This window comes from Flavobacterium sp. LC2016-23 (assembly GCF_009674775.1).
Lineage (GTDB): Bacteria > Bacteroidota > Bacteroidia > Flavobacteriales > Flavobacteriaceae > Flavobacterium.
Genome location: NZ_WKKE01000003.1, coordinates 1 through 20899 on the forward strand (window position 1 = coordinate 1; position 20899 = coordinate 20899).

21 protein-coding genes are annotated in these 20899 nt (G+C 34.0%); 12 read left to right on the plus strand and 9 right to left on the minus strand.

The annotated features are described in order from the left end of the window. The first annotated feature begins 825 nt into the window (after window positions 1-825). The 12 genes from thrS to GJU43_RS02870 all read left to right on the plus strand — a co-directional run bounded on the left by thrS (window position 826) and on the right by GJU43_RS02870 (window position 11733). Entirely contained in the window at window positions 826-2772 is a 1947-nt protein-coding gene (thrS, locus tag GJU43_RS02815; protein ID WP_154339335.1) for a threonine--tRNA ligase, read from the plus strand. A 22-nt stretch (window positions 2773-2794) separates the two neighbouring features. Next, on the plus strand, window positions 2795-3346 hold the full coding sequence (gene infC / locus GJU43_RS02820; protein WP_081491471.1) for a translation initiation factor IF-3: 552 nt from the start codon (window positions 2795-2797) through the stop codon (window positions 3344-3346). A 98-nt stretch (window positions 3347-3444) separates the two neighbouring features. Beyond that, window positions 3445-3642, plus strand: coding sequence for a 50S ribosomal protein L35 (gene rpmI, locus GJU43_RS02825; RefSeq protein ID WP_007810722.1), 198 nt, complete (start codon window positions 3445-3447; stop codon window positions 3640-3642). Window positions 3643-3744: 102 nt separating this feature from the next. Further along, window positions 3745-4089 carry a 50S ribosomal protein L20 gene (rplT, locus tag GJU43_RS02830; RefSeq protein ID WP_007810721.1) on the plus strand — a complete coding sequence of 115 codons (345 nt, stop codon included), beginning with the start codon at window positions 3745-3747 and terminating at the stop codon, window positions 4087-4089. Window positions 4090-4250: 161 nt separating this feature from the next. Beyond that, entirely contained in the window at window positions 4251-5036 is a 786-nt protein-coding gene (locus tag GJU43_RS02835; protein ID WP_154339336.1) for a hypothetical protein, read from the plus strand. Window positions 5037-5083: 47 nt separating this feature from the next. Continuing rightward, window positions 5084-5656, plus strand: a complete 573-nt coding sequence (locus tag GJU43_RS02840; RefSeq protein WP_154339337.1) for a Crp/Fnr family transcriptional regulator — start codon at window positions 5084-5086, stop codon at window positions 5654-5656. Between the two features lie 79 nt (window positions 5657-5735). Then, a complete protein-coding gene (locus tag GJU43_RS02845) occupies window positions 5736-6170 on the plus strand; it encodes a carboxymuconolactone decarboxylase family protein (protein WP_154339338.1) in 435 nt (144 codons plus the stop codon). A 418-nt stretch (window positions 6171-6588) separates the two neighbouring features. After that, window positions 6589-8064 carry an ATP-binding protein gene (locus GJU43_RS02850; protein WP_195760011.1) on the plus strand — a complete coding sequence of 492 codons (1476 nt, stop codon included), beginning with the start codon at window positions 6589-6591 and terminating at the stop codon, window positions 8062-8064. Next, on the plus strand, window positions 8061-9830 hold the full coding sequence (locus GJU43_RS02855; protein WP_154339339.1) for a tetratricopeptide repeat-containing sensor histidine kinase: 1770 nt from the start codon (window positions 8061-8063) through the stop codon (window positions 9828-9830). The genes GJU43_RS02850 and GJU43_RS02855 overlap by 4 nt, the downstream gene beginning before the upstream one ends. 11 nt (window positions 9831-9841) lie before the next feature. Next, window positions 9842-10510: a response regulator transcription factor gene (locus tag GJU43_RS02860; protein WP_154339340.1), complete on the plus strand. Its 669-nt coding sequence runs from the start codon at window positions 9842-9844 to the stop codon at window positions 10508-10510. Window positions 10511-10589: 79 nt separating this feature from the next. Next, on the plus strand, window positions 10590-10844 hold the full coding sequence (locus GJU43_RS02865) for a hypothetical protein (protein ID WP_154339341.1): 255 nt from the start codon (window positions 10590-10592) through the stop codon (window positions 10842-10844). Between the two features lie 85 nt (window positions 10845-10929). Continuing rightward, complete coding sequence (locus GJU43_RS02870; protein ID WP_154339342.1) at window positions 10930-11733, plus strand: endonuclease/exonuclease/phosphatase family protein; 804 nt, start codon at window positions 10930-10932, stop codon at window positions 11731-11733. A gap of 1 nt (window position 11734) precedes the next feature. On the opposite strand, the gene GJU43_RS02875 is transcribed toward GJU43_RS02870, so the two are convergent. The 9 genes from GJU43_RS02875 to GJU43_RS02915 all read right to left on the minus strand — a co-directional run bounded on the left by GJU43_RS02875 (window position 11735) and on the right by GJU43_RS02915 (window position 20813). Next, complete coding sequence (locus tag GJU43_RS02875) at window positions 11735-12994, minus strand: asparagine synthetase B (protein WP_154339343.1); 1260 nt, start codon at window positions 12992-12994, stop codon at window positions 11735-11737. Window positions 12995-13308: 314 nt separating this feature from the next. After that, a complete protein-coding gene (locus tag GJU43_RS02880; protein WP_154339344.1) occupies window positions 13309-13974 on the minus strand; it encodes a response regulator transcription factor in 666 nt (221 codons plus the stop codon). Window positions 13975-14087: 113 nt separating this feature from the next. Beyond that, window positions 14088-14879, minus strand: coding sequence for a sensor histidine kinase (locus GJU43_RS02885; protein WP_154339345.1), 792 nt, complete (start codon window positions 14877-14879; stop codon window positions 14088-14090). Window positions 14880-14915: 36 nt separating this feature from the next. After that, window positions 14916-15389 carry a hypothetical protein gene (locus tag GJU43_RS02890; protein ID WP_154339346.1) on the minus strand — a complete coding sequence of 158 codons (474 nt, stop codon included), beginning with the start codon at window positions 15387-15389 and terminating at the stop codon, window positions 14916-14918. A 184-nt stretch (window positions 15390-15573) separates the two neighbouring features. Continuing rightward, entirely contained in the window at window positions 15574-15966 is a 393-nt protein-coding gene (locus GJU43_RS02895; RefSeq protein WP_154339347.1) for a hypothetical protein, read from the minus strand. 134 nt (window positions 15967-16100) lie between these two features. Beyond that, the gene (gene dnaB / locus GJU43_RS02900; RefSeq protein WP_154339348.1) at window positions 16101-17645 is read right to left on the minus strand and encodes a replicative DNA helicase; all 1545 of its coding nucleotides are present in this window, start codon (window positions 17643-17645) and stop codon (window positions 16101-16103) included. 139 nt (window positions 17646-17784) lie between these two features. Further along, on the minus strand, window positions 17785-18738 hold the full coding sequence (locus tag GJU43_RS02905) for an acetyl-CoA carboxylase carboxyltransferase subunit alpha (protein ID WP_154339349.1): 954 nt from the start codon (window positions 18736-18738) through the stop codon (window positions 17785-17787). A gap of 112 nt (window positions 18739-18850) precedes the next feature. Next, complete coding sequence (locus GJU43_RS02910) at window positions 18851-19738, minus strand: DMT family transporter (RefSeq protein WP_154339350.1); 888 nt, start codon at window positions 19736-19738, stop codon at window positions 18851-18853. After that, window positions 19725-20813 carry an LptF/LptG family permease gene (locus GJU43_RS02915; protein WP_154339351.1) on the minus strand — a complete coding sequence of 363 codons (1089 nt, stop codon included), beginning with the start codon at window positions 20811-20813 and terminating at the stop codon, window positions 19725-19727. Before GJU43_RS02915 ends, GJU43_RS02910 begins: the two co-directional genes overlap by 14 nt. Between the last annotated feature and the right edge of the window lie 86 nt (window positions 20814-20899).

The window sequence follows — 20899 nt, forward strand, 5'->3', positions numbered from 1 at the left end:
AAATAATTTTTCAGTTTGATTTAGTAACCTGTCAGTATTTCTTAGAACGCTTGTCGCTGTTGCGGGTGCAAAAGTAGCGCCTTTATTTACATTTACAAGCCTTTTCTTTATATAATTTCAACCTTTTTTAAAACTTTTTCTTAACTCTCTGATAACATACTTTTTATAAATTAAACTTTTTTATGTTTTGTGGGAAAATTCAGGTGATGATTATGCTTTTCGCAATCCGGGCGTTTGCCCGTACGCCATTTTTAAGGACTTTACATTTTAAAATGTCTTTTTGCCTATTCTCCTATATAGATTCAGACACTCCCTTTTGTATGGTTTGAGGCGCTTTTTCTTTACTGATTGCTATGGGAAGCTATTTTCTTCTCTTTGTCGTAAAGGCGATAAGTCCCTTTCTTACCTATATAACGCACACCTCTTATGAAAACCACTGCCCTAGCCCCGATGGAAGTGGAAATCCTTTTGTCCGCCGCGGCGGACAAAAGATTGGAGCGGACAGCGGGATTAAGCTCCTTATCAAATTACAATTTCTTAAATTCCAAATTCCAAAAGAGTTGAATTCGGTAAGGGGACGGAATAATCGCTGTATACCTAATGTATCTATAAAAAATAAACCCGACAGGTTTTGAAAACCTGTCGGGTTGGAGAAGCGAAATCCTTCCTTATATATAGGACAAGTTTATCCTTATTATATTCCGAACAAAACCACATACATTATCAGAATCCATATTCTTCTTACATATTATAATATAAACATGTCGATATGTATTGTATGTATTTTTGTAATGCGTTATATTTGCATTCACAAAATTATAAACAATGATTAAGATTACTTTACCCGACGGGTCAATTAGAGAGTTTGCTTCAGGCGTAACTCCGATGGAGGTTGCGAAAAGCATTAGCGAAGGATTTGCCAGAAACGTGATTTCTGCGTCTTTTAATGGTACAACAATTGAAACCGAAACTCCATTGACGACCGACGGTAGTCTTATATTATATACCTGGAATGATGCAGAAGGAAAAAAAGCTTTCTGGCATTCCACTTCGCACGTCATGGCGCAAGCGCTTGAGGAATTGTATCCCGGAATTAAATTAACTCTCGGACCTGCCATTTCTAACGGTTTCTATTATGATGTTGATTTTGAAGATCAGAAGATCGTTGAAGCTGATTTTAAAAAGATTGAAGATCGCGTTCTTGAGATTTCAAGAGAGAAACACGAATTTAAAATGCGCCCTGTTAGTAAAGCTGATGCTTTGGCAATGTATAAGGATAACGTTTACAAAACTGAACTGATTTCGAATCTTGAAGACGGAACAATCACATTTTGTGATCATGCTACTTTTACTGATTTATGCAGAGGCGGACATATTCCGAATACCGGTATCATAAAAGCTTTTAAAATCATGAGTGTGGCCGGCGCATACTGGAGAGGTGATGAGAAAAACAAACAGCTGACTCGTGTTTACGGAACTTCTTTCCCTAAACAAAAAGACCTGACTGAATATCTTGAACTTCTTGAGGAAGCAAAACGTCGCGATCACCGTAAACTTGGAAAAGAATTGGAATTGTTTGCTTTCTCTCAGAAAGTAGGACAAGGTTTGCCTTTATGGTTGCCTAAAGGAGCTGCTCTTAGAGATCGTCTAGAACAATTTTTAAAGAAAGCCCAAAAGAAAGCGGGTTATGAGCAAGTAGTTACTCCACATATTGGACAAAAGGAACTTTATGTAACTTCTGGTCACTATGCAAAATACGGTGCTGATAGTTTTCAGCCTATAAATACTCCTGCTGAAGGGGAGGAGTTTTTATTGAAACCTATGAACTGTCCTCATCATTGTGAGATCTACAATGTAAGACCTTGGTCGTACAAAGATTTACCAAAACGTTATGCCGAATTTGGTACTGTTTACAGATATGAGCAATCCGGAGAACTGCACGGTTTAACCCGTGTAAGAGGATTTACTCAGGATGATGCGCATATTTTTTGTACTCCGGAGCAATTGGATGAAGAGTTTAAAAAAGTAATTGATTTAGTATTATATGTATTCGGATCATTAGGTTTTGAAAACTTTACGGCTCAAATTTCGTTGAGAGACCAGGAAAACAGAGAAAAATACATTGGTTCTGATGAAAACTGGGAGAAAGCTGAAAACGCTATTATCAATGCTGCCGCTGACAAAGGATTAAATACTGTTGTAGAATATGGTGAAGCTGCTTTCTACGGTCCGAAGCTTGACTTTATGGTCAAAGATGCCCTGGGAAGACAATGGCAATTGGGAACAATTCAGGTCGATTACAACCTTCCTGAGCGTTTTGAATTAACCTATAAAGGTGCTGATAACGAATTACATAGACCAGTAATGATTCACAGAGCTCCTTTTGGATCTATGGAACGTTTTATTGCAATTTTACTAGAACACACTGCAGGAAATTTCCCACTTTGGTTAATGCCTGAGCAGGCTATTATCTTGTCTTTGAGCGAGAAATATGAAATATATGCTAAAAAAGTTTTAGATTTGCTAGAAAATCACGAAATTCGCGCCCTAATTGACAACAGAAGCGAGACTATCGGTAAGAAAATTAGAGATGCAGAGATGCAGAAAATACCATTTATGCTTATTGTCGGTGAGGAGGAAGAGAAAAACGGAACAATTTCAATTCGTCGTCACGGTCAGGAAGGAAAAGGGAATATTACAGTTACAATTGATGAATTTGTCGCTATTGTAAACGAAGAAATAAAAAAGACATTAAAAGTTTTTACAGTTTAACTTAAATTATAAAGTCATAGCAATAAGAAGCAACAGAGGTTACCAACCTCGAGTAGAAAAAAAAGACGCACACAGAATAAACAACCTTATTCGTGGTGTGCAAGAAGTGAGACTAGTAGGTGAAAACATCGAACCAGGTGTATTTAAACTTGCAGAGGCTTTACGTTTAGCGGATCAATTTGAATTGGATTTGGTTGAAATTTCACCAAATGCTGAGCCGCCGGTTTGTAAAATCATGGATTACAAGAAATTTGTTTACGAACAAAAGAAACGTGACAAGGTATTAAAAGCTAAGTCTACACAAGTTGTAGTAAAAGAAATCAGATTTGGTCCTCAAACGGATGAGCATGATTACGAATTCAAAAGAAAGAATGCTGAAAAGTTCCTGAAAGAAGGTGCTAAACTAAAAGCATTCGTTTTCTTTAAAGGACGTTCGATTATCTATAAGGATCAGGGTCAGATTTTATTACTACGTTTGGCAACGGATTTAGAAGAGCATGGTAAAGTAGAAGCGATGCCTGTTTTGGAAGGAAAGAGAATGATTATGTTCATTGCTCCGAAGAAAAAGAAATAGTGTTCAGTTTTAAGTCTCAGTGTTCAGTTGTGAACTTGAAACATTAAACTTGAAACAAAAATATAAGTAAGTAAGAATAAATTAAAACACTAGGAAAAATGCCTAAAATGAAAACAAAATCTAGCGCCAAGAAACGTTTCAAAGTTACTGGTTCTGGAAAGATTAAAAGAAAGCATGCTTTTAAAAGTCACATCTTGACTAAAAAATCTAAAAAACGTAAATTAGCTTTGACACACTCAGCGCTAGTTCACTCTACAGATATGAAAAGCATCAAACAACAATTAAGAATTATCTAATAATTCTTTAGGTTAAAAATCATTTAAATATAACCTTGGAGTATGGCCATTAAGTTCCTTTGATTTAATTCAGGACGCCTGCTACAAAAACACATTAAAATTATGCCAAGATCGGTAAATTCAGTTGCTAAAAGAGCAAGAAGAAAAAAAATAATGAAGCAAGCCAAAGGTTTCTTTGGCAGACGTAAAAACGTTTGGACAGTTGCTAAGAATGCAGTAGAGAAAGCAATGTGCTACGCTTACCGCGATAGAAAACAAAACAAAAGAAATTTCCGTGCTTTATGGATTCAACGTATCAACGCTGGAGCCAGATTGGAAGGAATGTCTTATTCTCAATTCATGGGAAAAGTTAAAGCTAACGGAATCGAATTGAACCGTAAAGTTCTTGCAGATTTAGCTATGAACCACCCTGAAGCTTTCAAAGCAATACTTAATAAAGTAAAATAAACGTTTTATAAACTCAATTTAGATTACTTACTTATCATAGAAAAACCATTCGTTAACGCGAATGGTTTTTTGTTTTTATAGAATCAACATTTAAATTAATCAGTTTAAAAGATAACTTCGTGACGAAAAATTTTCTAATCCTATTATTTACAATACACAGCTTGTCTACCATCGCACAAGTAAATAATCTTGACAAAAAGACTATCAATACAATAATTGGTGTAATTGACAAGCAAGATGTCAGTTGTAAATCTGAAATTGAAAGAGCAAAAATGGATTTTAGGTTCCAAGAAATCTTTTATTATATTGAACCCCAAGGATATCTTGATAGCGATTCTAAAAGACACCATCCTTATTTAAATAAATTACTAAAAAAAAGAGGAATTGAATTTCGTGAATCTCCTGAAACAGAATTTGCGTTATTCCATATAGAAGATGATGTAAAAAGTTATCCCGCAATAACCAACTGCTACTGTAAGGCATCTAATGAATTATTAAATCTAAAGTACGGTCGCAACTTTATAAAAGACATTGAAAAAACAGCTGACAGTATGTATGTAATGAGCAGAATAGATGATCCTTTTCAATATCCATCCGGAGTCGACAACTATTGTATAGTATATCCAAAAGCCGCAGATTTCCTTGATCAGAAAATTCAAATTCAAAAAGATTTTTTTTCCAATTTCAAATATCCGGCTGGTTTTATGCATCTAATACATAAAAGAGATTTTATGGCGAAAACCATGTTTACAATAAATAAAGATGACAAAGTCTCTGATATCAAGATAAATCTTGAATTTGAAAATCCCGAAAATCAAAAATTTTATAATGATATCCTTAATCAACTTATTTATTTCATTGAGAATGCAAAATGGAAAGCTGCTGTCTCTGGCGGCATAAAAGTAAACAGCTCCTTTAAGATTAACTTCTACAATGAAATTATTTAGCCTTCTGAATTTAAAAAGTACATTTGTACAACAGCAAATTCCTCTTTATGCACCAACCCCTTTTTGATCATATAGAAAAATTCGTAACACTGGAAGCTTCAGAGATTGATACTTTGGAATCGTGTTTAAGTTTGTTTAAAATTAAAAAGAAAGAACATGTATTGCAGGAAGGACAAATCTGCAACACCCTTTATTTTATTGTTAAAGGATGCATGAGGCAATATATTATTAATTCCAAAGGAACCGAGCAAACGCTTCAATTTGGCATAGAAAACTGGTGGATTACGGACTACCTGAGTTATCATAACCATACCCCTTCCCATTTTTACATTCAGGCTGTAGAAAACTGTGAAGTTATTGCCTTAGAAAAACCGATTCTTGAGTCCATTCTTATTCAGATTCCAAAGCTGGAACGATACTTTAGGGTTGTTTCACAGAAATCATTCGGAGCGGCTCAAATGCGCATCAAGTTTTTGTTTACGATGTCTGCAGAAGAAAGATACCATCATATCAATAACCTGTTCCCCGAATTTGTACAGCGCGTTCCTCAATACATGCTTGCCTCCTATTTAGATTTTTCGGCGGAATTTATGAGTAAAATCAGAGCGGGAAAAGTCTAACCGGCATTTCTTGAAGTAGTTCAAGTTTTGGAAAGCAGATATAAATGAACTTTGTATCAAACTTTAAAAAACAAGTAAAATGAAACCAAGAATCGTTATTCCCAAAGTAGCACCTGAAGCTTATCAGACCATGTTAAGTTTAGAAAAATACATCGCTACAACATCATTAAGTCCTGTTCACAAGGAACTCATCAAAATTAGAGCATCGCAAGTAAATGGCTGTGCATATTGCATTAATATGCATACAGCAGATGCACGAAAATTAGGTGTATCCGAACAACGCATTTATTTATTAAGTGCATGGCGCGAAGCTGATGTTTACACGGATGAAGAAAAAGCAATTTTAGCTTTGACTGAAGAAGTTACCTTAATAAACCATCACGTCTCTGAAGAAACCTATGAGAATACCGCAAAATATTTTGATGAAAAATCACTTGCTGAGATAATAATGATGATCATTACGATCAATGCCTGGAACAGAATTGGAATTGCTACCGGCATGAGAGCAGTATAATTTAAAGATAAGTTTTACAAAAAAAATGCAAATACCAACCCTCGCCTTCGAGGGTTTATTTGTATGTACCTATATATGAGAATTTGGTTGTTTTAATTTGAAAGAATATTCAAAATACCGTATTTATACGTGCTGCCAATTTATAGAATTTTCTATTTTTGGCGCAATGATACCTCAAAAAACACTAATTTACCTTTATATATCTTTTACTCTCCTCTTCTTTTCTTCCTGTCAAAAGAAAGGTATCTTCATTCCAAAAGGAACTAAAAGCAAAAAAGAAGTTCAAAAACTTATCAAAACTGCTGATGATTTTAACACCAATAAACAATTTGACAGCGCTTTTTATTATTACAATAAAGCAAAAATAAATTGTAATTCGGAAAATAACCCTGATGATTATATTTATTGCCTATGCAGTATGGCAGAGATACAACAAAATCAATATGATTTTAGTGGCAGTGAGACGACTATAAAGGAAGCTTTACCACTTTTAAACAGTATAAAGGATTCCGTTTACAACTGGAAGATCTACACCATTCTGGGGATTGACAATACTAATGTCTATAATTATAATAATGCGCTGTATTACTTTTATAAAGCACTATCCCTAAAAACAGATGAAGCTAAAAAACTAAAAACAAAAAATAATATTGCATCTGTTCTTATCAAACAGCAAAAATACAATGAAGCTTTACAGATATTACTTTCCTTATGTGTAGATAAAAACATTCACGAGAATCCGGAATACTATTCTAAAATACTTGACAAGATTGGCTTTTGTTATTTTAAACTTGAAAACAGGATCGCGCTGTTCTACTACACTAAAAGTCTGGAAATTAAATCTGAACTAAAAAATGATTCTGAACTGGGCAAGACATACTACTATCTTGCGGAGTATTATCAAAAACACGATCCTGCTTTATCGATAAAATATGCAAATTTGAGTTACAATAAATATAGTATCACAAACTGTATCGACAACAGATTAAGGACTCTTGGACTGCTTATAAAAAACAATTCCGGTACAGAATTAAAGAGGAACTCCATTACCTACGTTGAATTGACAGATAGCATCTTTGAGATAAAACAAAAAGCAAAAAACCTATTTGCAAGAATTAAATATGATTCGAAAAAAGAAAAAGAGGAAAACTTAAAACTAAAATCCCGAAAAATTAAAAACGAACTGCAATTAGCAAGACAAGAGAACCAGAATATTATCTCTTACATCATAATTTTAGCGGCTTTAGTCTTCATTATCATTCTGTATTTTTATCTCACTTCAAGAGCAAATCGCGAAAAACTAAAGGCAACTTATCATAGTGAGACAAGAATATCGAAGAAGTTACATGATGAACTCGCTAATGATGTCTATCATGCCATGGTTTTTGCAGAAAATACAGATCTTTCAATACCGCAAAACAAACAACTGTTAATAGATAATCTTGATACTATTTATACCCGAACCAGCAATATATCTAAAGAAAAACAACCCATTAACACTGACAAAGATTATATTCTTTCATTAAAACAAATGATTTCCGGATTCTATACCCCGAATATTACTCTTTTGCTAAATGATTTAGATACTATTGTATGGGATGAAATCGAAAAAACGAAAAAGATAACCCTTTACAGAACACTGCAGGAATTACTGGTAAACATGAAAAAACACAGTAAAGCAACATTGGTTGTCCTTACTTTCAAAAGAAACAATAGTACAATCTTAATAAATTATAGTGATAACGGACAAGGTATTGATCTGAAAAAAATAGTACTGAGAAATGGACTTCACAATGTAGAAAATCGAATTTATGCCATAAAGGGAAGCATTGATATTGAATCAACTCCTGGGAAAGGTTTTAAAGTCTTTATTAAATTTCCTTTACACGAATGAAAAATATAAATCGATTTCTAAAAAAAACAGCTATCAAATACTTTCTGCTCAAAATAACGATAGTATTACTGATTATTTCTTCTGTTCATTCCTGCAGAAGAGAAAATCATATTAAACCTGAAGAAAAAAATCATACTGCAGAGATTAAAAAGATCATGGATACAGCAGATCTCTTATTTGATACGAATAAAAGAGACAGCGCTTACAAGTACTTTAATAAAGCCCTGACTATCACAGAACCAACGAAAAATCCGGACGAATATGTTTATTCTCTCGCTTGTATGGCTGAAATGCTGCAGCTTGAAGGTGACTACATTAAAAGCGAGTACCTGCTGACTAAAACCATGCCTTATTTAAATAAAACAACAAGACCCCGATTTAAATGGTATGTATACACCGTAATGGCTAATAACTATCACAATACTTACGATTTTAAAAATGCAGTGCTTTACCACAAAAAAGCATTACTACATACTATTTCTATTTTAAAAAAGAATCAGACTTTAAGCAATATAGCAGGCGTTTACAAAGACCAGGAAAAATATGATGAAGCCATAAAAATATATTTGCCTTTGGTTGAAAAAAAACACATTGATAAAACCAATTTAGATTTCAGCAATAGAAATCGTGCCATAGCACTGAATAATCTGGGGTACTGTTATTATAAAACTAACAATCCTAAGGCTTTACAATGTTTTGAAGAAAGCTTAAAAATCAACCTTCAACTAAATGACCGGGAAGGTGTAATGTTCAATCACAGATTTATTTCGCTCTACTACTTAAAAAACAATCCAAAACTTGCTCCAAAACATGCTGAATTAGCTTATGAGATATCCTGCGAAGATAAATTCCCAACAAAAAGAATCAATTTTTTAAGTGTATTAATACAATGCAGCACCGGGAAAGATCTGAAAAAATACGCTCTCGAATACATTCATCTTACGGATAGTATTAAAGAAGTCAGGCTGAAGGCAAAAAATCCATTTGCCCAAATTAAATATGATTCAGAACTGGACAAGGCAGAAAATCTACAGCTAAAAACGTTACACTCAGAAAACCAATTACAACTGGAACGACAAAAAAACCGAAATATAATATCTTACATCATTATCTTCTGCATTCTGATCTTTATATCACTTCTTTCTTTCCATCTAATTATGAAAGGAAGAAAAGAAAAGAATGAAGCCATATATAACAGTGAAATCCGAATTTCAGAGAAACTAAAAAGTGAACTTTCAAACAACATTTACGAGGCTATTTCTTTTGCAAAGAGCGAAAATCTGGAAAAAAGCGAGAATAAAGAGCAATTATTAAACAATTTAGAAATTATATATTCCCGCACCAGAAATATATCAAAAGAGAACAGTTATATTATAACGGATGAAAATTATGTTTTTATTTTAAAGGAAATGATAGCCGGATTTAAAACTGAAAATGTAAACATTTTACTAAACGGTCTGGATACAATTGCCTGGAATGATATTGACAAGAACAAAAAAATAATTCTTTACCGAATAATTCAGGAGCTATTTGCCAACATGAAAACACATAGTGAAGCTACTTTGGCAAGCATTACTTTTAAAATAAATAATAAAAATTTATTCGTAAATTACACTGATAATGGCGTTGGGATTACAAAAAACACATTTATTTCAAAAAATGGACTACAAAATGTGGAAAGCCGTATAAAAGCTATCAATGGAACTATTAATTTTGACACTTATTCCCAAAGTGGATTTAAATTAAGTTTTTCTTTCTCTATATAAAAAACAGCAGTATGTTCAAAAAGGTTTTAGTTGCAGAAGATTTAGATAGTATAAGCATAGGAATTATTCAGGTTCTTGAAGACCTGAACATACCTGTAATCGATCACGTAAAGTATTGTGATGATGCATTAATAAAAATAAAAAAAGGAATAACAGAAAATAATGCTTACGATTTAATAATAAGCGATCTGTCATTTAAATCGGACCACAGGAAAATAAAGCTTTCTTCGGGTGAAGAACTCATAGAAGCCGTAAATAAGGTACAGCCTTCCATAAAAAAGATTATATTTTCGATAGAAGATAAATCGTATCGCATCAAATCTCTTTTCAACGATTTAAAAATTAATGCATACGTAACTAAGGGACGAAATAGTATTGAGGAATTAAAAACCGCCATTGAGAGAACTTTTGGAAATGAGGAGAGAATAGTATCCTCTGACTTATCGCTTAGTTTTAGCGACAAAGCTTTAATTGAAATTGAATCTTACGATATTTCTATTTTAAACCTTTTGGCTAAGGGGTATACTTTAGAAAATATCTCAAAAGAATTTAAAGTCATTGCATTAACTCCAAATGGAACAAGTAGCATTGAAAAAAGAATCAATAAATTAAAAATATATTTTAAAGCCAATAATAATGTCCATTTAATTGCTATTGCAAAGGATTTTGGATTGATTTAGTTTTAATCTCGTTACGGTTTCCCGTAAGGAAATTTGCTTTTATAAATCTAAATTTGTGTAAAATCTATTTAAAATACTCATGAAACCAAAATACATAATTACTTTAGAAAAAGATAAAAGCAGAAAAATTATCTCGCGAATTAATACACCCAAAAACAAAATTGTAATCAAAGCGATGTTACTCTGTCTTTTTCTTTCCATAAGCTTTGCTTTTGTATCAGAGAAAACAGGATGGATCGAAGTGGACTGGAATATCATTTTTATTCCAACACTTTTAGTTTTGCAAATAATAATTATCACAAGTGCCTTAAAAAACAGATATAAGAAACACTAAATATACGGACTTCAGAAACATTTGTTCGCAAGAAGGAGAAGCGACAAATTTTGAAAATGCTTATATTTGATCCTTTAAATACTGCATGAAAAAAATCCTTCCCCTTTTTATTCTATTCTTTACTTTTCAGTCTTTTTCCCAGATAAAAGTCCTTTCATGGAACTTAGAAAATTTTGGAAAATCAAAAACAGAAACTCAATTAAATTTTATCGCCGGCACGCTTCGCGGGTATGATATTATAACCATTCAGGAAGTTGTGGCAGGTTACGGTGGTGCCAATGCGGTTGCAAGCCTTGTTGAAATTCTGAATAAAAAAGGATCCAAATGGGATTATCGTGTAAGCGATCCCACAAGTGGCAGCAGCTACAAAAAAGAACGATATGCATTTATCTGGAAAACAAACAAAGCACACCTGAAGGGAAATGCCTGGCTGGAAAAAAAATATACGATGGAAATTGATCGGGAGCCGTATTTTGCCAGTTTTGAAGTTGCTAAAAAAACATTTACGCTGGTTACTTTCCACGCGATTACAAAAAGTAAACAGCCTGAAACAGAAATAAAGTATTTCAAATTTCTCCCACAGGAATACCCGAATCTAAATTTGATTTTTATCGGGGATTACAATTGCCCTCAATCACATACTGTTTTTAATCCGTTGAAAAAGATGGGATATGCTCCTGTTTTTCAAAATCAAAAAACAACCTTAAAACAAAAATGTATCGGTGAAAATTGTTTAGCCTCAGAATTTGACAATATTTTTTACAGAAGTACTTCTTTATCTAACCTCAATTCCGGAATAATTCCATTTTATAAAAAGTTTACTTCCTTAAAAGAGGCACGTCAAATATCAGATCATGTTCCGATCTGGTTTGAATTTTCAATCCGATAAACTACGTTTTCAGTTTTTTCTTTCTTGCCGCAGGGAACAATACATTATTGAGGATTAATCTGTAACCCGGAGAATTTGGATGTAAATCTAAAACAGTTGGCGGATCCCCTACCTGATGTTGAAAATCTTCCGGATCATGGCCGCCGAAAAAGGTAAACATTCCTTTCCCTTTTTCTCCGTGAATGTATCTGGACTCCCCGTTAAGTTCGCAAACGCCCATTACCAAAACATTAGATTTTATTAAAGCCGAATCAAAAGAGGTTGTTTGTCCCATAAAGCCTTTTACCAGTTGTGTATGATTTTGACACAACATGCTTGGAATTGGATCCCATTTTGCCGAAAATTCCATCAGAGAGAAATAATCTTTTTCCATCTGAATTTTTCGTTTAGACGTCATATCAATATCTGAAAACTCATATACTTCAGGTTTTCTTTCTAAAGTGAAATTTTTAAAGGCAAAAGAATTGGCATAATTTAATTTAGACTGGTAATTGGATTCACTTGCATCCCCATCAAACATGGCTTCACAAATATCAACTCCATCAGCTGCGAGTGCGATATCAAAACTATCTGTTGCAGAACACATTGCAAACATAAATCCTCCGCCTACGACAAAATCCCTTATTTTTTTTGCAACCGCGCCTTTCTCCTGCGATACTTTGGCATACCCTAATTTTGCTGCGAGTGCCTCGGCGTCCTTTTTTTGATCAATATACCAGGGTGTGTTTTTATAAGCCGAGTAAAATTTGCCATACTGACCCGTAAAATCTTCATGGTGCAAATGCAGCCAATCGTAAAGCAGTAACTGATCACTCAGAACTTCTTCATCGTAAATGGGTGTAAAAGGTATTTCAGCATACGTTAAAACTAACGTTACAGCATCGTCCCACGGTTGTTTCCCCTTTGGTGTATACACGGCAATTTTTGGTGCTTTTTCGAGAACTACGGATTCCATGTTTTGAGAAGGGCTCGAAATATCATTTAAAATCGAAGCTTCTTCACTATCTGAAATTATTTCAAAACTGACTCCCCTAATTTTACATTCTTTTCTAATTTCTTCTGCATCAGGCAACAAAAACGAGCCTCCGCGGTAATTCAGCAGCCAGCTGGCTTTGTAATCTTTACTTAAACACCAGTACGTAATCCCGTAAGCTTTTAGATGATTCTGTTGTGTAGTTTCATCCATCGGTATTAATATGAAAGAGGCTCTGGCAGTTAGTGAAAACAGAAGTATGGAAATATAAACTAATCCTTTATTCATCAGAAAATTATTTTAGTAAAGATATAAAGGAAGGATTAAAAAATGCAACTGCATAACTGTTTTATCTATAAAATTGAAAAATTTGTCAGAAGAATTTGCAAAATCACGTAAAAACACCTGTAATTCAACTACACTTTCTGATTAAATTTGTGAGCAAATAACCAATTATATAAATCAATGAAAAATTTAATCATGAAATCCAATGAAAGCAAGAATGAACCAAAGGGATTAAAAATATTGCAGAAAATAGGTATCTGCGTACTTGTTTTAACTATAATAGTGTATTATGTTTTATCGATCCAGTTTTTAACAAGCTAAATTGTCAAAACTGCGATTTCATTTTGAATTGCATAAACCACTAATCCGGCAATATTCCTGGACTCCGTTTTTAATAATAAATTATTACGGTGTCCTTCGACTGTCCTTGGACTTAAAAAAAGCTGATCAGCAATTTCAGAAGTTGTTTTTTGCTGGCAAATAAGCTGAAGAATTTCTATTTCACGTGGTGACAGAAACCCGGTTTCTAAGTTACACTTATTATTTTTTGAGGAAATGATGGTATCCTGGATTGTTTTTAGAACAGTCTGACTGTAGTAAAACCCTTTTCGGGATACTTCATTAATGGTATGTATTAAATCTTTTGGAGTTGTATTTTTTATCAGGTAGGCAACAGCTCCCACCTGGATCATATTAGCGACGAACGATTTTGTATCGTAACTTGTTAAGGCTATTATTTTTATATCCGGATAGGCTTTTCGAATAATTTTTGTGGCTTCAACCCCATTCAGGACAGGCATCTTTAAATCCATGATAATAATATCCGGTTTTATTTCATTGTCTTCTAAGCGGGAAATTAGTTCTTCTCCGTTTGAAGCTTCAAAAATAATTTCGATATTATCTTCTCTTTGCAGTAAAAAAGAAATTCCTTTCCGAAATAAAATTTCGTCGTCGACTAAAGCAATTTTAATAGCACCGCTCATTTTTTATTTGGTTTTGGTCGTTTAGTATGCCGAAATTACAAAATATGCTTTTAAAAAAACGAAAAATGCCTTTGTTTATTAGTAAAAATTTGACTTTTATCTTAAAACATACTTTAGAAAGTAAACATTACAGCAATACCATTGCCTATTTCAGAATTTATTTGAATTGTTCCGTCCAGAAATGATAAACGGCTGTCTATATTTTTCATACCAAGTCCCTTCTGGTTTTCTACATTTTCCATATCAAAACCTACTCCGTTATCTTCATAATTACAGGTTTTCATATCACCATCATTCCTAAAGGTAATCCAGATTTCGCTCGCTTTTCCGTGTCTCATGGAATTGTTCATTAATTCCTGCAATATTCTGAAAACATGCAGATGCCGGTCGATTTCTTTGTCATCAAAATCAATTTCATTTTTATAATACACCTTTACCGCTTTAGAACTTTCGAACTCTTCGCATAATTCTTCAACAGCAGCATTAAGTCCAAATTTCTCAAAAACGGGCGGCAACAAATTATGTGCAATTTTTCTGGAATTCTCTAAAGCCTTTGTCGTTAAATTTATGATATTTTCTGTAATCTCAAGAGTTTCTTTTTCCGTTAAATCGGGAGCGGTGAGTAAATGACTATTTAACGATACGATATTCAATTTAGAGCTGATATCATCATGTAAATCCTGGGCAATTCGTTTGCGTTCCTCTTCCTGAGTTACGATAACGGCATGTAACTGTTCCTTCTGATACTGCAATACCAAATCTTTTTTTTCCAGTTCTTTCTGAATGATTTTTTTTCTTGAAAAATAGAAGAATACGACTATTGCAATGGCCATCACCACAAAAAAAAGAGAGGTGTATAATATTATCGCAACAATCTCTTTTTCAGGAATTGAATTCATACTCATATAGAAATATTTATTTCGCTTTTAAAACAGAAGCAATTAACCATTACGAATACTTTTAGACTGAGAAATGGTCTTTTTGGAAAAGCTTTTTTTCCATTCGTATAAAATAAACAGTTGATTTACTAAAACTAAAACAGCATTTAACGTCCAGCTTAGAAATTTCAGATTTTCACTTAATCCTATTGTTAAATTACCTACCAGAAACAAAATGGCACTTGCCAGCAAATAAATTATTATACCGACTGTGATAAAGTAATATTCCTTTTTATCCGTAAGCATATCGTACAAATGCAAAAGTGCAAAAAACACAACCAATAAAGAGGTAATCGTAATTTCCAATAAGTTAAACTTAAAAAACATACTTGGATCAAAGAAATACTGAACTGCTAAAACCACTAATCCGGCACAAGTTCCGGTCAGAATTACTTTCTTTTTCAAGACATCTTTCACCAGTAAAAAATAGAATACTGCCAGTAATATTAATTGTCCGACAAAGTAAAAATGAGACATAAACAGATTTACTTTTTTACAGTAAAGCAAAATGACACAGATAAGCTGTACAGCAACTAATAATGCAAGATAAGCAGTAAAAATTTTATAGGCCTTTCCAAATTTGGAAAAGCCTATTATGTATAAAATAAGGTTAAGTAGTAAAAAGAAATAACCTGTATTTGCAATTAATTGATACATTTTTTTAAGGATTCATAGGACTTGTAGGATCACCATTTGGAGGACATGGCTGTGTCATATTATAAACAACGCCGCCACCACCGTCAGTTGCAGCTGCACTATCTTTAGCGGCAACTCCTGTTTTGAATACATCTTTGTAGATACCCGTTTTAGCATCCAATTTTGTACCTACAAACATTAAAACCTGCTGACCTGCATTGTTAATCCCTTTGTAAGCACGCACCGCATCAATATCCTGGTCCAGTACTTGTCTCAGTGTTTCCAATGGAATTAAGTAAGCGTCCACTTTGTTTTTACCATCTTCCTCAAGGCCAGATGATTTTCTGTATTTATCAGCCCATAATTTTCCTTCAGCCAAAGGAATTTCTACACTTCCTAAATTCTCTTTTTCTAACATAATATAATTTTGTTTTTGGTTACAAGTTACTATGCAATTATTTTATTAACTGCATTGCTAAACTACAGAATTATATTAAGAAAATTCACAATAAGAGATAAAAAAAAAGCCTTAAAATAAGGCTTTACAATTTCTTAAAATGGTACATCACTGTCATCATCGTCGTCATTTAAGTTACTGCCAAAGGCTTCATTTGCCGAAGGCAGGTTTTTTGTTATAAACGGATTTTCCTCATGATTCATTTTAGAAGGCAAATCGTCATAATTACCTGAAAAATCATCAAGGTTATCGAATTTTCCAAGATGTCCTATAAATTTCAACCGGACGTTTTCGATACCACCATTACGGTGTTTCGCGATCATTATCTCTGCCTGGCCGGTAGTTGGCGAAGCCTCATCATCATCCCATTCGTCAATTTTATAATATTCCGGTCGGTACAAAAACGAAACAATATCAGCATCCTGCTCAATCGCTCCGGATTCACGAAGATCCGACAGCAACGGACGTTTACTGGAACCACGTGTTTCAACGGCACGCGATAGCTGCGAAAGTGCTATTACCGGAACGTTTAGCTCTTTTGCCAAAGCCTTTAAATTTCGGGAAATCGTAGAAATCTCCTGCTCACGATTTCCTCCTCCTTTACTGTTTCCTCCGGCAGTCATCAATTGCAAATAATCCACAATGATGATTTTAATACCGTGCTGTGAAACCAGACGACGGCATTTTGCTCTTAAATCAAAAATAGAAAGTGAAGGCGTATCGTCAATAAACAGTGGTGCTTTTTCTAAGTTTTTAACTTTGGTACTCAGCATCTCCCATTCGTGAGGTTCTAATTTACCCGTACGTAATTTTTCTGATGACAATCCTGTTTCTGATGAAATTAACCTCGTGATCAACTGAACCGATGCCATCTCCAAAGAGAACAAGGCTACCGGATGCCCAAAATCAATCGCCATATTTCTGGCCATTGAAAGTACAAAGGCAGTTTTTCCCATCGCCGGTCTCGCCGCAATAATAATTAAATCACTCGGCTGCCATCCGGAAGTCAGCTTGTCTAAGTTCGTAAAACCGGTTTCAACCCCGCTCAGACCTTCTTGTTTTGCAATTTCCTCAATACGTTTTTTGGCCTGAAGTACTAAACTTTGGGCAGTTTCAGAACTACGTTTAATATTTCCCTGTGTTACTTCATAGAGTTTTGATTCGGCTTTATCCAGCAAATCAAATACATCTGTTGTTTCATCATAAGAGTCTTCGATAATTTCAGTCGAAATACGAATCAAACTCCTCTGAATAAACTTTTGAAGAATAATACGGGAGTGAAATTCGATATGCGCGGAAGACGCTATTTTTTGTGTAAGCTGAATTAAATAAAAATCACCGCCTGCCAGTTCTAATTTTCCATTTTTTTTAAGCTGGGTGGAAACGGTTAACAAGTCAATTGGCTGCGTTTCGGTAAAAAGCTGTACGATAGCTTCAAAAATAAATTTGTGAGCGTCTTTATAAAAAGCATCGGCTTGTAAAATATCAATTACATCATCGACCCCTTTTTTATCAATCATCATCGCCCCAAGTACAGCTTCTTCTAAATCAAGTACTTGAGGCGGTAATTTCCCTCTTTCTAAATTAATAATTGTGGTTTTATCGACCTTTACAGGATTTATGTTTTTGAAATTTTCCATATAGCGAAAGTAGCAAAATTTAAAAAAACAATGCTATCGAGTTATAACTATTAATTGTTTATAAATATGTTTTTTTGTTCATAACCAAAAAAAAATCCGAAACGGTAAGGCTTCGGATTTTTAAATAAATTGTAAGAATTTACTCTTTAAACTCGCCCATTTTACTATATTTGTCCATTCTTTGGGCAATTAAGTCGGCTGTTGATAAGTCTTTCAATTCGTTATACCCTTTAGTGATATATTCCGCCACGGTCTTAAAAGTAGTTTCGCGATCGTAGTGCGCTCCTCCAAGCGGTTCCGGAATTACATCATCTACTAATTTTTGCCTTTTCATGTCAGATGATGTCAATTTTAAAGCATCAGCTGCACGTTCTTTGTACTCCCAGCTTTTCCATAAAATGGAAGAACAGGATTCCGGTGAAATTACGGAGTACCATGTATTTTCCAACATGTATACTTTATCTCCCACACCTATTCCTAAAGCTCCTCCGGAAGCACCTTCCCCCACAATGATGGTAATGATTGGCACTTTTAAACGAACCATCTCAAAAATATTTCTGGCAATAGCTTCTCCCTGTCCTCTTTCTTCAGCTTCAAGTCCAGGATAAGCACCCGGAGTATCTACAAGAGTTAAAACCGGAATACCGAATTTCTCTGCCATTTTCATCAAACGCAACGCTTTACGGTACCCTTCAGGATTTGCCATACCAAAATTACGGTATTGACGTGTCTTGGTATTATATCCTTTTTGCTGACCCACAATCATAAAAGATTGTCCGTTTACTTTTCCTAAACCGCCAACCATTGCTTTATCGTCTTTAAAACCTCTGTCTCCGTGAAGTTCTAAAAAAGTATCACCGCAAATAGCCCTGATATAATCTAAAGTATAAGGCCTGTTCGGATGTCTTGACAATTGTACCCTTTGCCAGGCTGTAAGGTTTTTGTATATTTCTTTCTTAGTTTGTTCTAATTTCTTGTTGATTTCCTTACAAGTTGGCGTAACATCAACGTCAGATTCTTTTCCAATTATAACGCACTTTTCTAACTGTTCTTCAAGTTCTTTTATTGGAAGCTCAAAATCTAAATATTCCATGGATTTTTGAATTTTGTTTGTAAATCGAACCGCAAATATAAAAATATTATATCATTGGCAGAATTAAATGTTATTTAATATGTAAAAATGCAATTTAAAAATAAGGTAAATATTACACTTTTTTCTTATTTTGATAGTGTTTAAATACGCCGTTTAAAATAACTGTGATAACAATTATTACCGCACCAATATAAAATTCCGTGCTCATTTTTTCTTTTCCTCCAAGAATGAAATACGCCAGCATAATCCCGTAAACAGGCTCTAAATTAGTGGTTAACATCACCGTATAAGGCGTTAAACGCTGCATTACTTTTACTGAAGCAGTAAAAGCATAGGCTGTACAAACTGATGCCAGCACGAGTAACAAACCCCAGTTGTTCAGTGACATTGAAAAGAAATCCGCCTTAAATTTTCCCTGAAATAAAAAATAGACAGAAATAAAGAAAACACCGGCGCCAAACTCATAAAAAGTAATTACCGATGGTTCATGATCCGCTATTAATTTTCCATTCATAAGCGTAAACAATACACCCAGAATAATAGAAGCCAGTGCAAAATAAACCCCCTGCAGGTATTTAATTTCCACCTGAAGGATCAGTCCTAAACCTCCAATGATGATAAGTCCGAAGAAAACTTCGTACCACAGGATTTTTCGTCCATAAAATATGGGCTCTAAAAGAGATGCAAAAAATGCCCCCAGCGAAAAGATCGAAAGTGTAATGGAAACATTAGAAATATGAATGGCTTTAAAAAAGAAGATCCAGTGTAAAGCAATCAGAAGTCCGACAAAAATAAGTTTAAAAAATTCTTTTACGGGAACCTTAAAAGATTGTCTTTTGCAAACAATAAAAATGCCCAGAAAAATCCCGGCAAGAAGCATTCTGTACCATACCAGATTTTCGGCATCAATGGTAATCAAAGCGCCCAAAATGGCTGTAAATCCCCAGATAAAAACTATTAAATGAAGGTTTAAGTAACTTTTTAAATTATCGTTTCGCATTACGTAATAAGTAAACGGCCAGAATTCCAAAAACAATATTCGGAAACCAGACAGCTAGTAAAGGTGAGAAAGTAGATTTTTCGGCAAGAGTACCAAATATTTTATCAAAAAACACAAAAGAAAAGGCAATTGCGATTCCGATTGCCAGATTTGTTCCCATACCCCCGCGACGTTTCATTGAAGAAACGGCAACGGCAATAATAGTCAGGATAAAAGCAGAAACCGGAACACTGTATTTTTTGTACAGTACTACCAAATAGGTATTAATATTCCCTGAACCTCTTTTTCGTTCTTTTTCAATAAATTTATAAAGTTTCCCTAAACTTAAAGTTTCAGCAATATAAACAACCGGAGTTAAATCTTCTAACTCAAATTTAAAGGCCATATTTTTTTCAGGAACTTTTTCAATTACGTCATTTAATTCATTGACTGTTCTTTTTGTATAATCGTAAAGTATATAAATCTTTTTCTTCGGATCCCATTTGATGCGGCTCGCCGTGATTTTATACTTCAGCTTATCCTTGTCAAAATGCTCTAAGGAGAAATTAAAGGCTGTTTTAGATTCTTCATTGAAACTATTCACAAAAATAAAATCATTATCATTAATTTGTCTGTAGACATTGGTATTTTCACCCCGCATCAGCTGTTTTCCGTTTCCTTTCAGGTATGTATACCTAAAATTATTAAACCCTTCACTGGCAGCAGGAACAATAAAAAAACCCATAAGTAATACAAAGACCGAAATAATACTGGCCCCAATGATGTAAGGCCTTAGAAATCGTGTAAAGGAAATCCCGGAACTCAGAATCGCAATAATCTCTGTATTATTAGCCAGTTTTGAAGTAAACCAGATAACCGATAAAAACAAAAATATCGGAAATAAGGAGTTCGCAAAATAAATGGTAAAGTTGTAATAATAGATCGCAATATCCATAAACGGAATTTTGTTCTCCAACATCTTATTCACCTTTTCAGAAACGTCAATTACAATTCCGATCGGAATAAACAGCATGATCATCACCGTAAAAGTGGCTAAATAGCGTTTTAAAATATACTTATCTATTATTGTTAGCATAGATTTTTTTTGTTTTTCTTGTTTTATGTTTCAGGTTTCAGGTTCTGTTGGAAAGAACGTGAAACCTGAAACAAAAATAACCTGAA

Excerpts from the sequence above, each read along its gene's own strand:
- thrS (WP_154339335.1), top strand. The coding sequence starts at position 826 with ATGATTAAGATTACTTTACCCGACGGGTCAATTAGAGAGTTTGCTTCA.
- rpmI (WP_007810722.1), top strand. The coding sequence starts at position 3,445 with ATGCCTAAAATGAAAACAAAATCTAGCGCCAAGAAACGTTTCAAAGTT.
- rplT (WP_007810721.1), top strand. The coding sequence starts at position 3,745 with ATGCCAAGATCGGTAAATTCAGTTGCTAAAAGAGCAAGAAGAAAAAAA.
- GJU43_RS02840 (WP_154339337.1), top strand. The coding sequence starts at position 5,084 with ATGCACCAACCCCTTTTTGATCATATAGAAAAATTCGTAACACTGGAA.
- GJU43_RS02845 (WP_154339338.1), top strand. The coding sequence starts at position 5,736 with ATGAAACCAAGAATCGTTATTCCCAAAGTAGCACCTGAAGCTTATCAG.
- GJU43_RS02850 (WP_195760011.1), top strand. The coding sequence starts at position 6,589 with ATGGCAGAGATACAACAAAATCAATATGATTTTAGTGGCAGTGAGACG.
- GJU43_RS02855 (WP_154339339.1), top strand. The coding sequence starts at position 8,061 with ATGAAAAATATAAATCGATTTCTAAAAAAAACAGCTATCAAATACTTT.
- GJU43_RS02860 (WP_154339340.1), top strand. The coding sequence starts at position 9,842 with ATGTTCAAAAAGGTTTTAGTTGCAGAAGATTTAGATAGTATAAGCATA.
- GJU43_RS02865 (WP_154339341.1), top strand. The coding sequence starts at position 10,590 with ATGAAACCAAAATACATAATTACTTTAGAAAAAGATAAAAGCAGAAAA.
- GJU43_RS02870 (WP_154339342.1), top strand. The coding sequence starts at position 10,930 with ATGAAAAAAATCCTTCCCCTTTTTATTCTATTCTTTACTTTTCAGTCT.
- GJU43_RS02875 (WP_154339343.1), bottom strand. The coding sequence starts at position 12,994 with ATGAATAAAGGATTAGTTTATATTTCCATACTTCTGTTTTCACTAACT.
- GJU43_RS02880 (WP_154339344.1), bottom strand. The coding sequence starts at position 13,974 with ATGAGCGGTGCTATTAAAATTGCTTTAGTCGACGACGAAATTTTATTT.
- GJU43_RS02885 (WP_154339345.1), bottom strand. The coding sequence starts at position 14,879 with ATGAGTATGAATTCAATTCCTGAAAAAGAGATTGTTGCGATAATATTA.
- GJU43_RS02890 (WP_154339346.1), bottom strand. The coding sequence starts at position 15,389 with ATGTCTCATTTTTACTTTGTCGGACAATTAATATTACTGGCAGTATTC.
- GJU43_RS02895 (WP_154339347.1), bottom strand. The coding sequence starts at position 15,966 with ATGTTAGAAAAAGAGAATTTAGGAAGTGTAGAAATTCCTTTGGCTGAA.
- dnaB (WP_154339348.1), bottom strand. The coding sequence starts at position 17,645 with ATGGAAAATTTCAAAAACATAAATCCTGTAAAGGTCGATAAAACCACA.
- GJU43_RS02905 (WP_154339349.1), bottom strand. The coding sequence starts at position 18,738 with ATGGAATATTTAGATTTTGAGCTTCCAATAAAAGAACTTGAAGAACAG.
- GJU43_RS02910 (WP_154339350.1), bottom strand. The coding sequence starts at position 19,738 with ATGCGAAACGATAATTTAAAAAGTTACTTAAACCTTCATTTAATAGTT.
- GJU43_RS02915 (WP_154339351.1), bottom strand. The coding sequence starts at position 20,813 with ATGCTAACAATAATAGATAAGTATATTTTAAAACGCTATTTAGCCACT.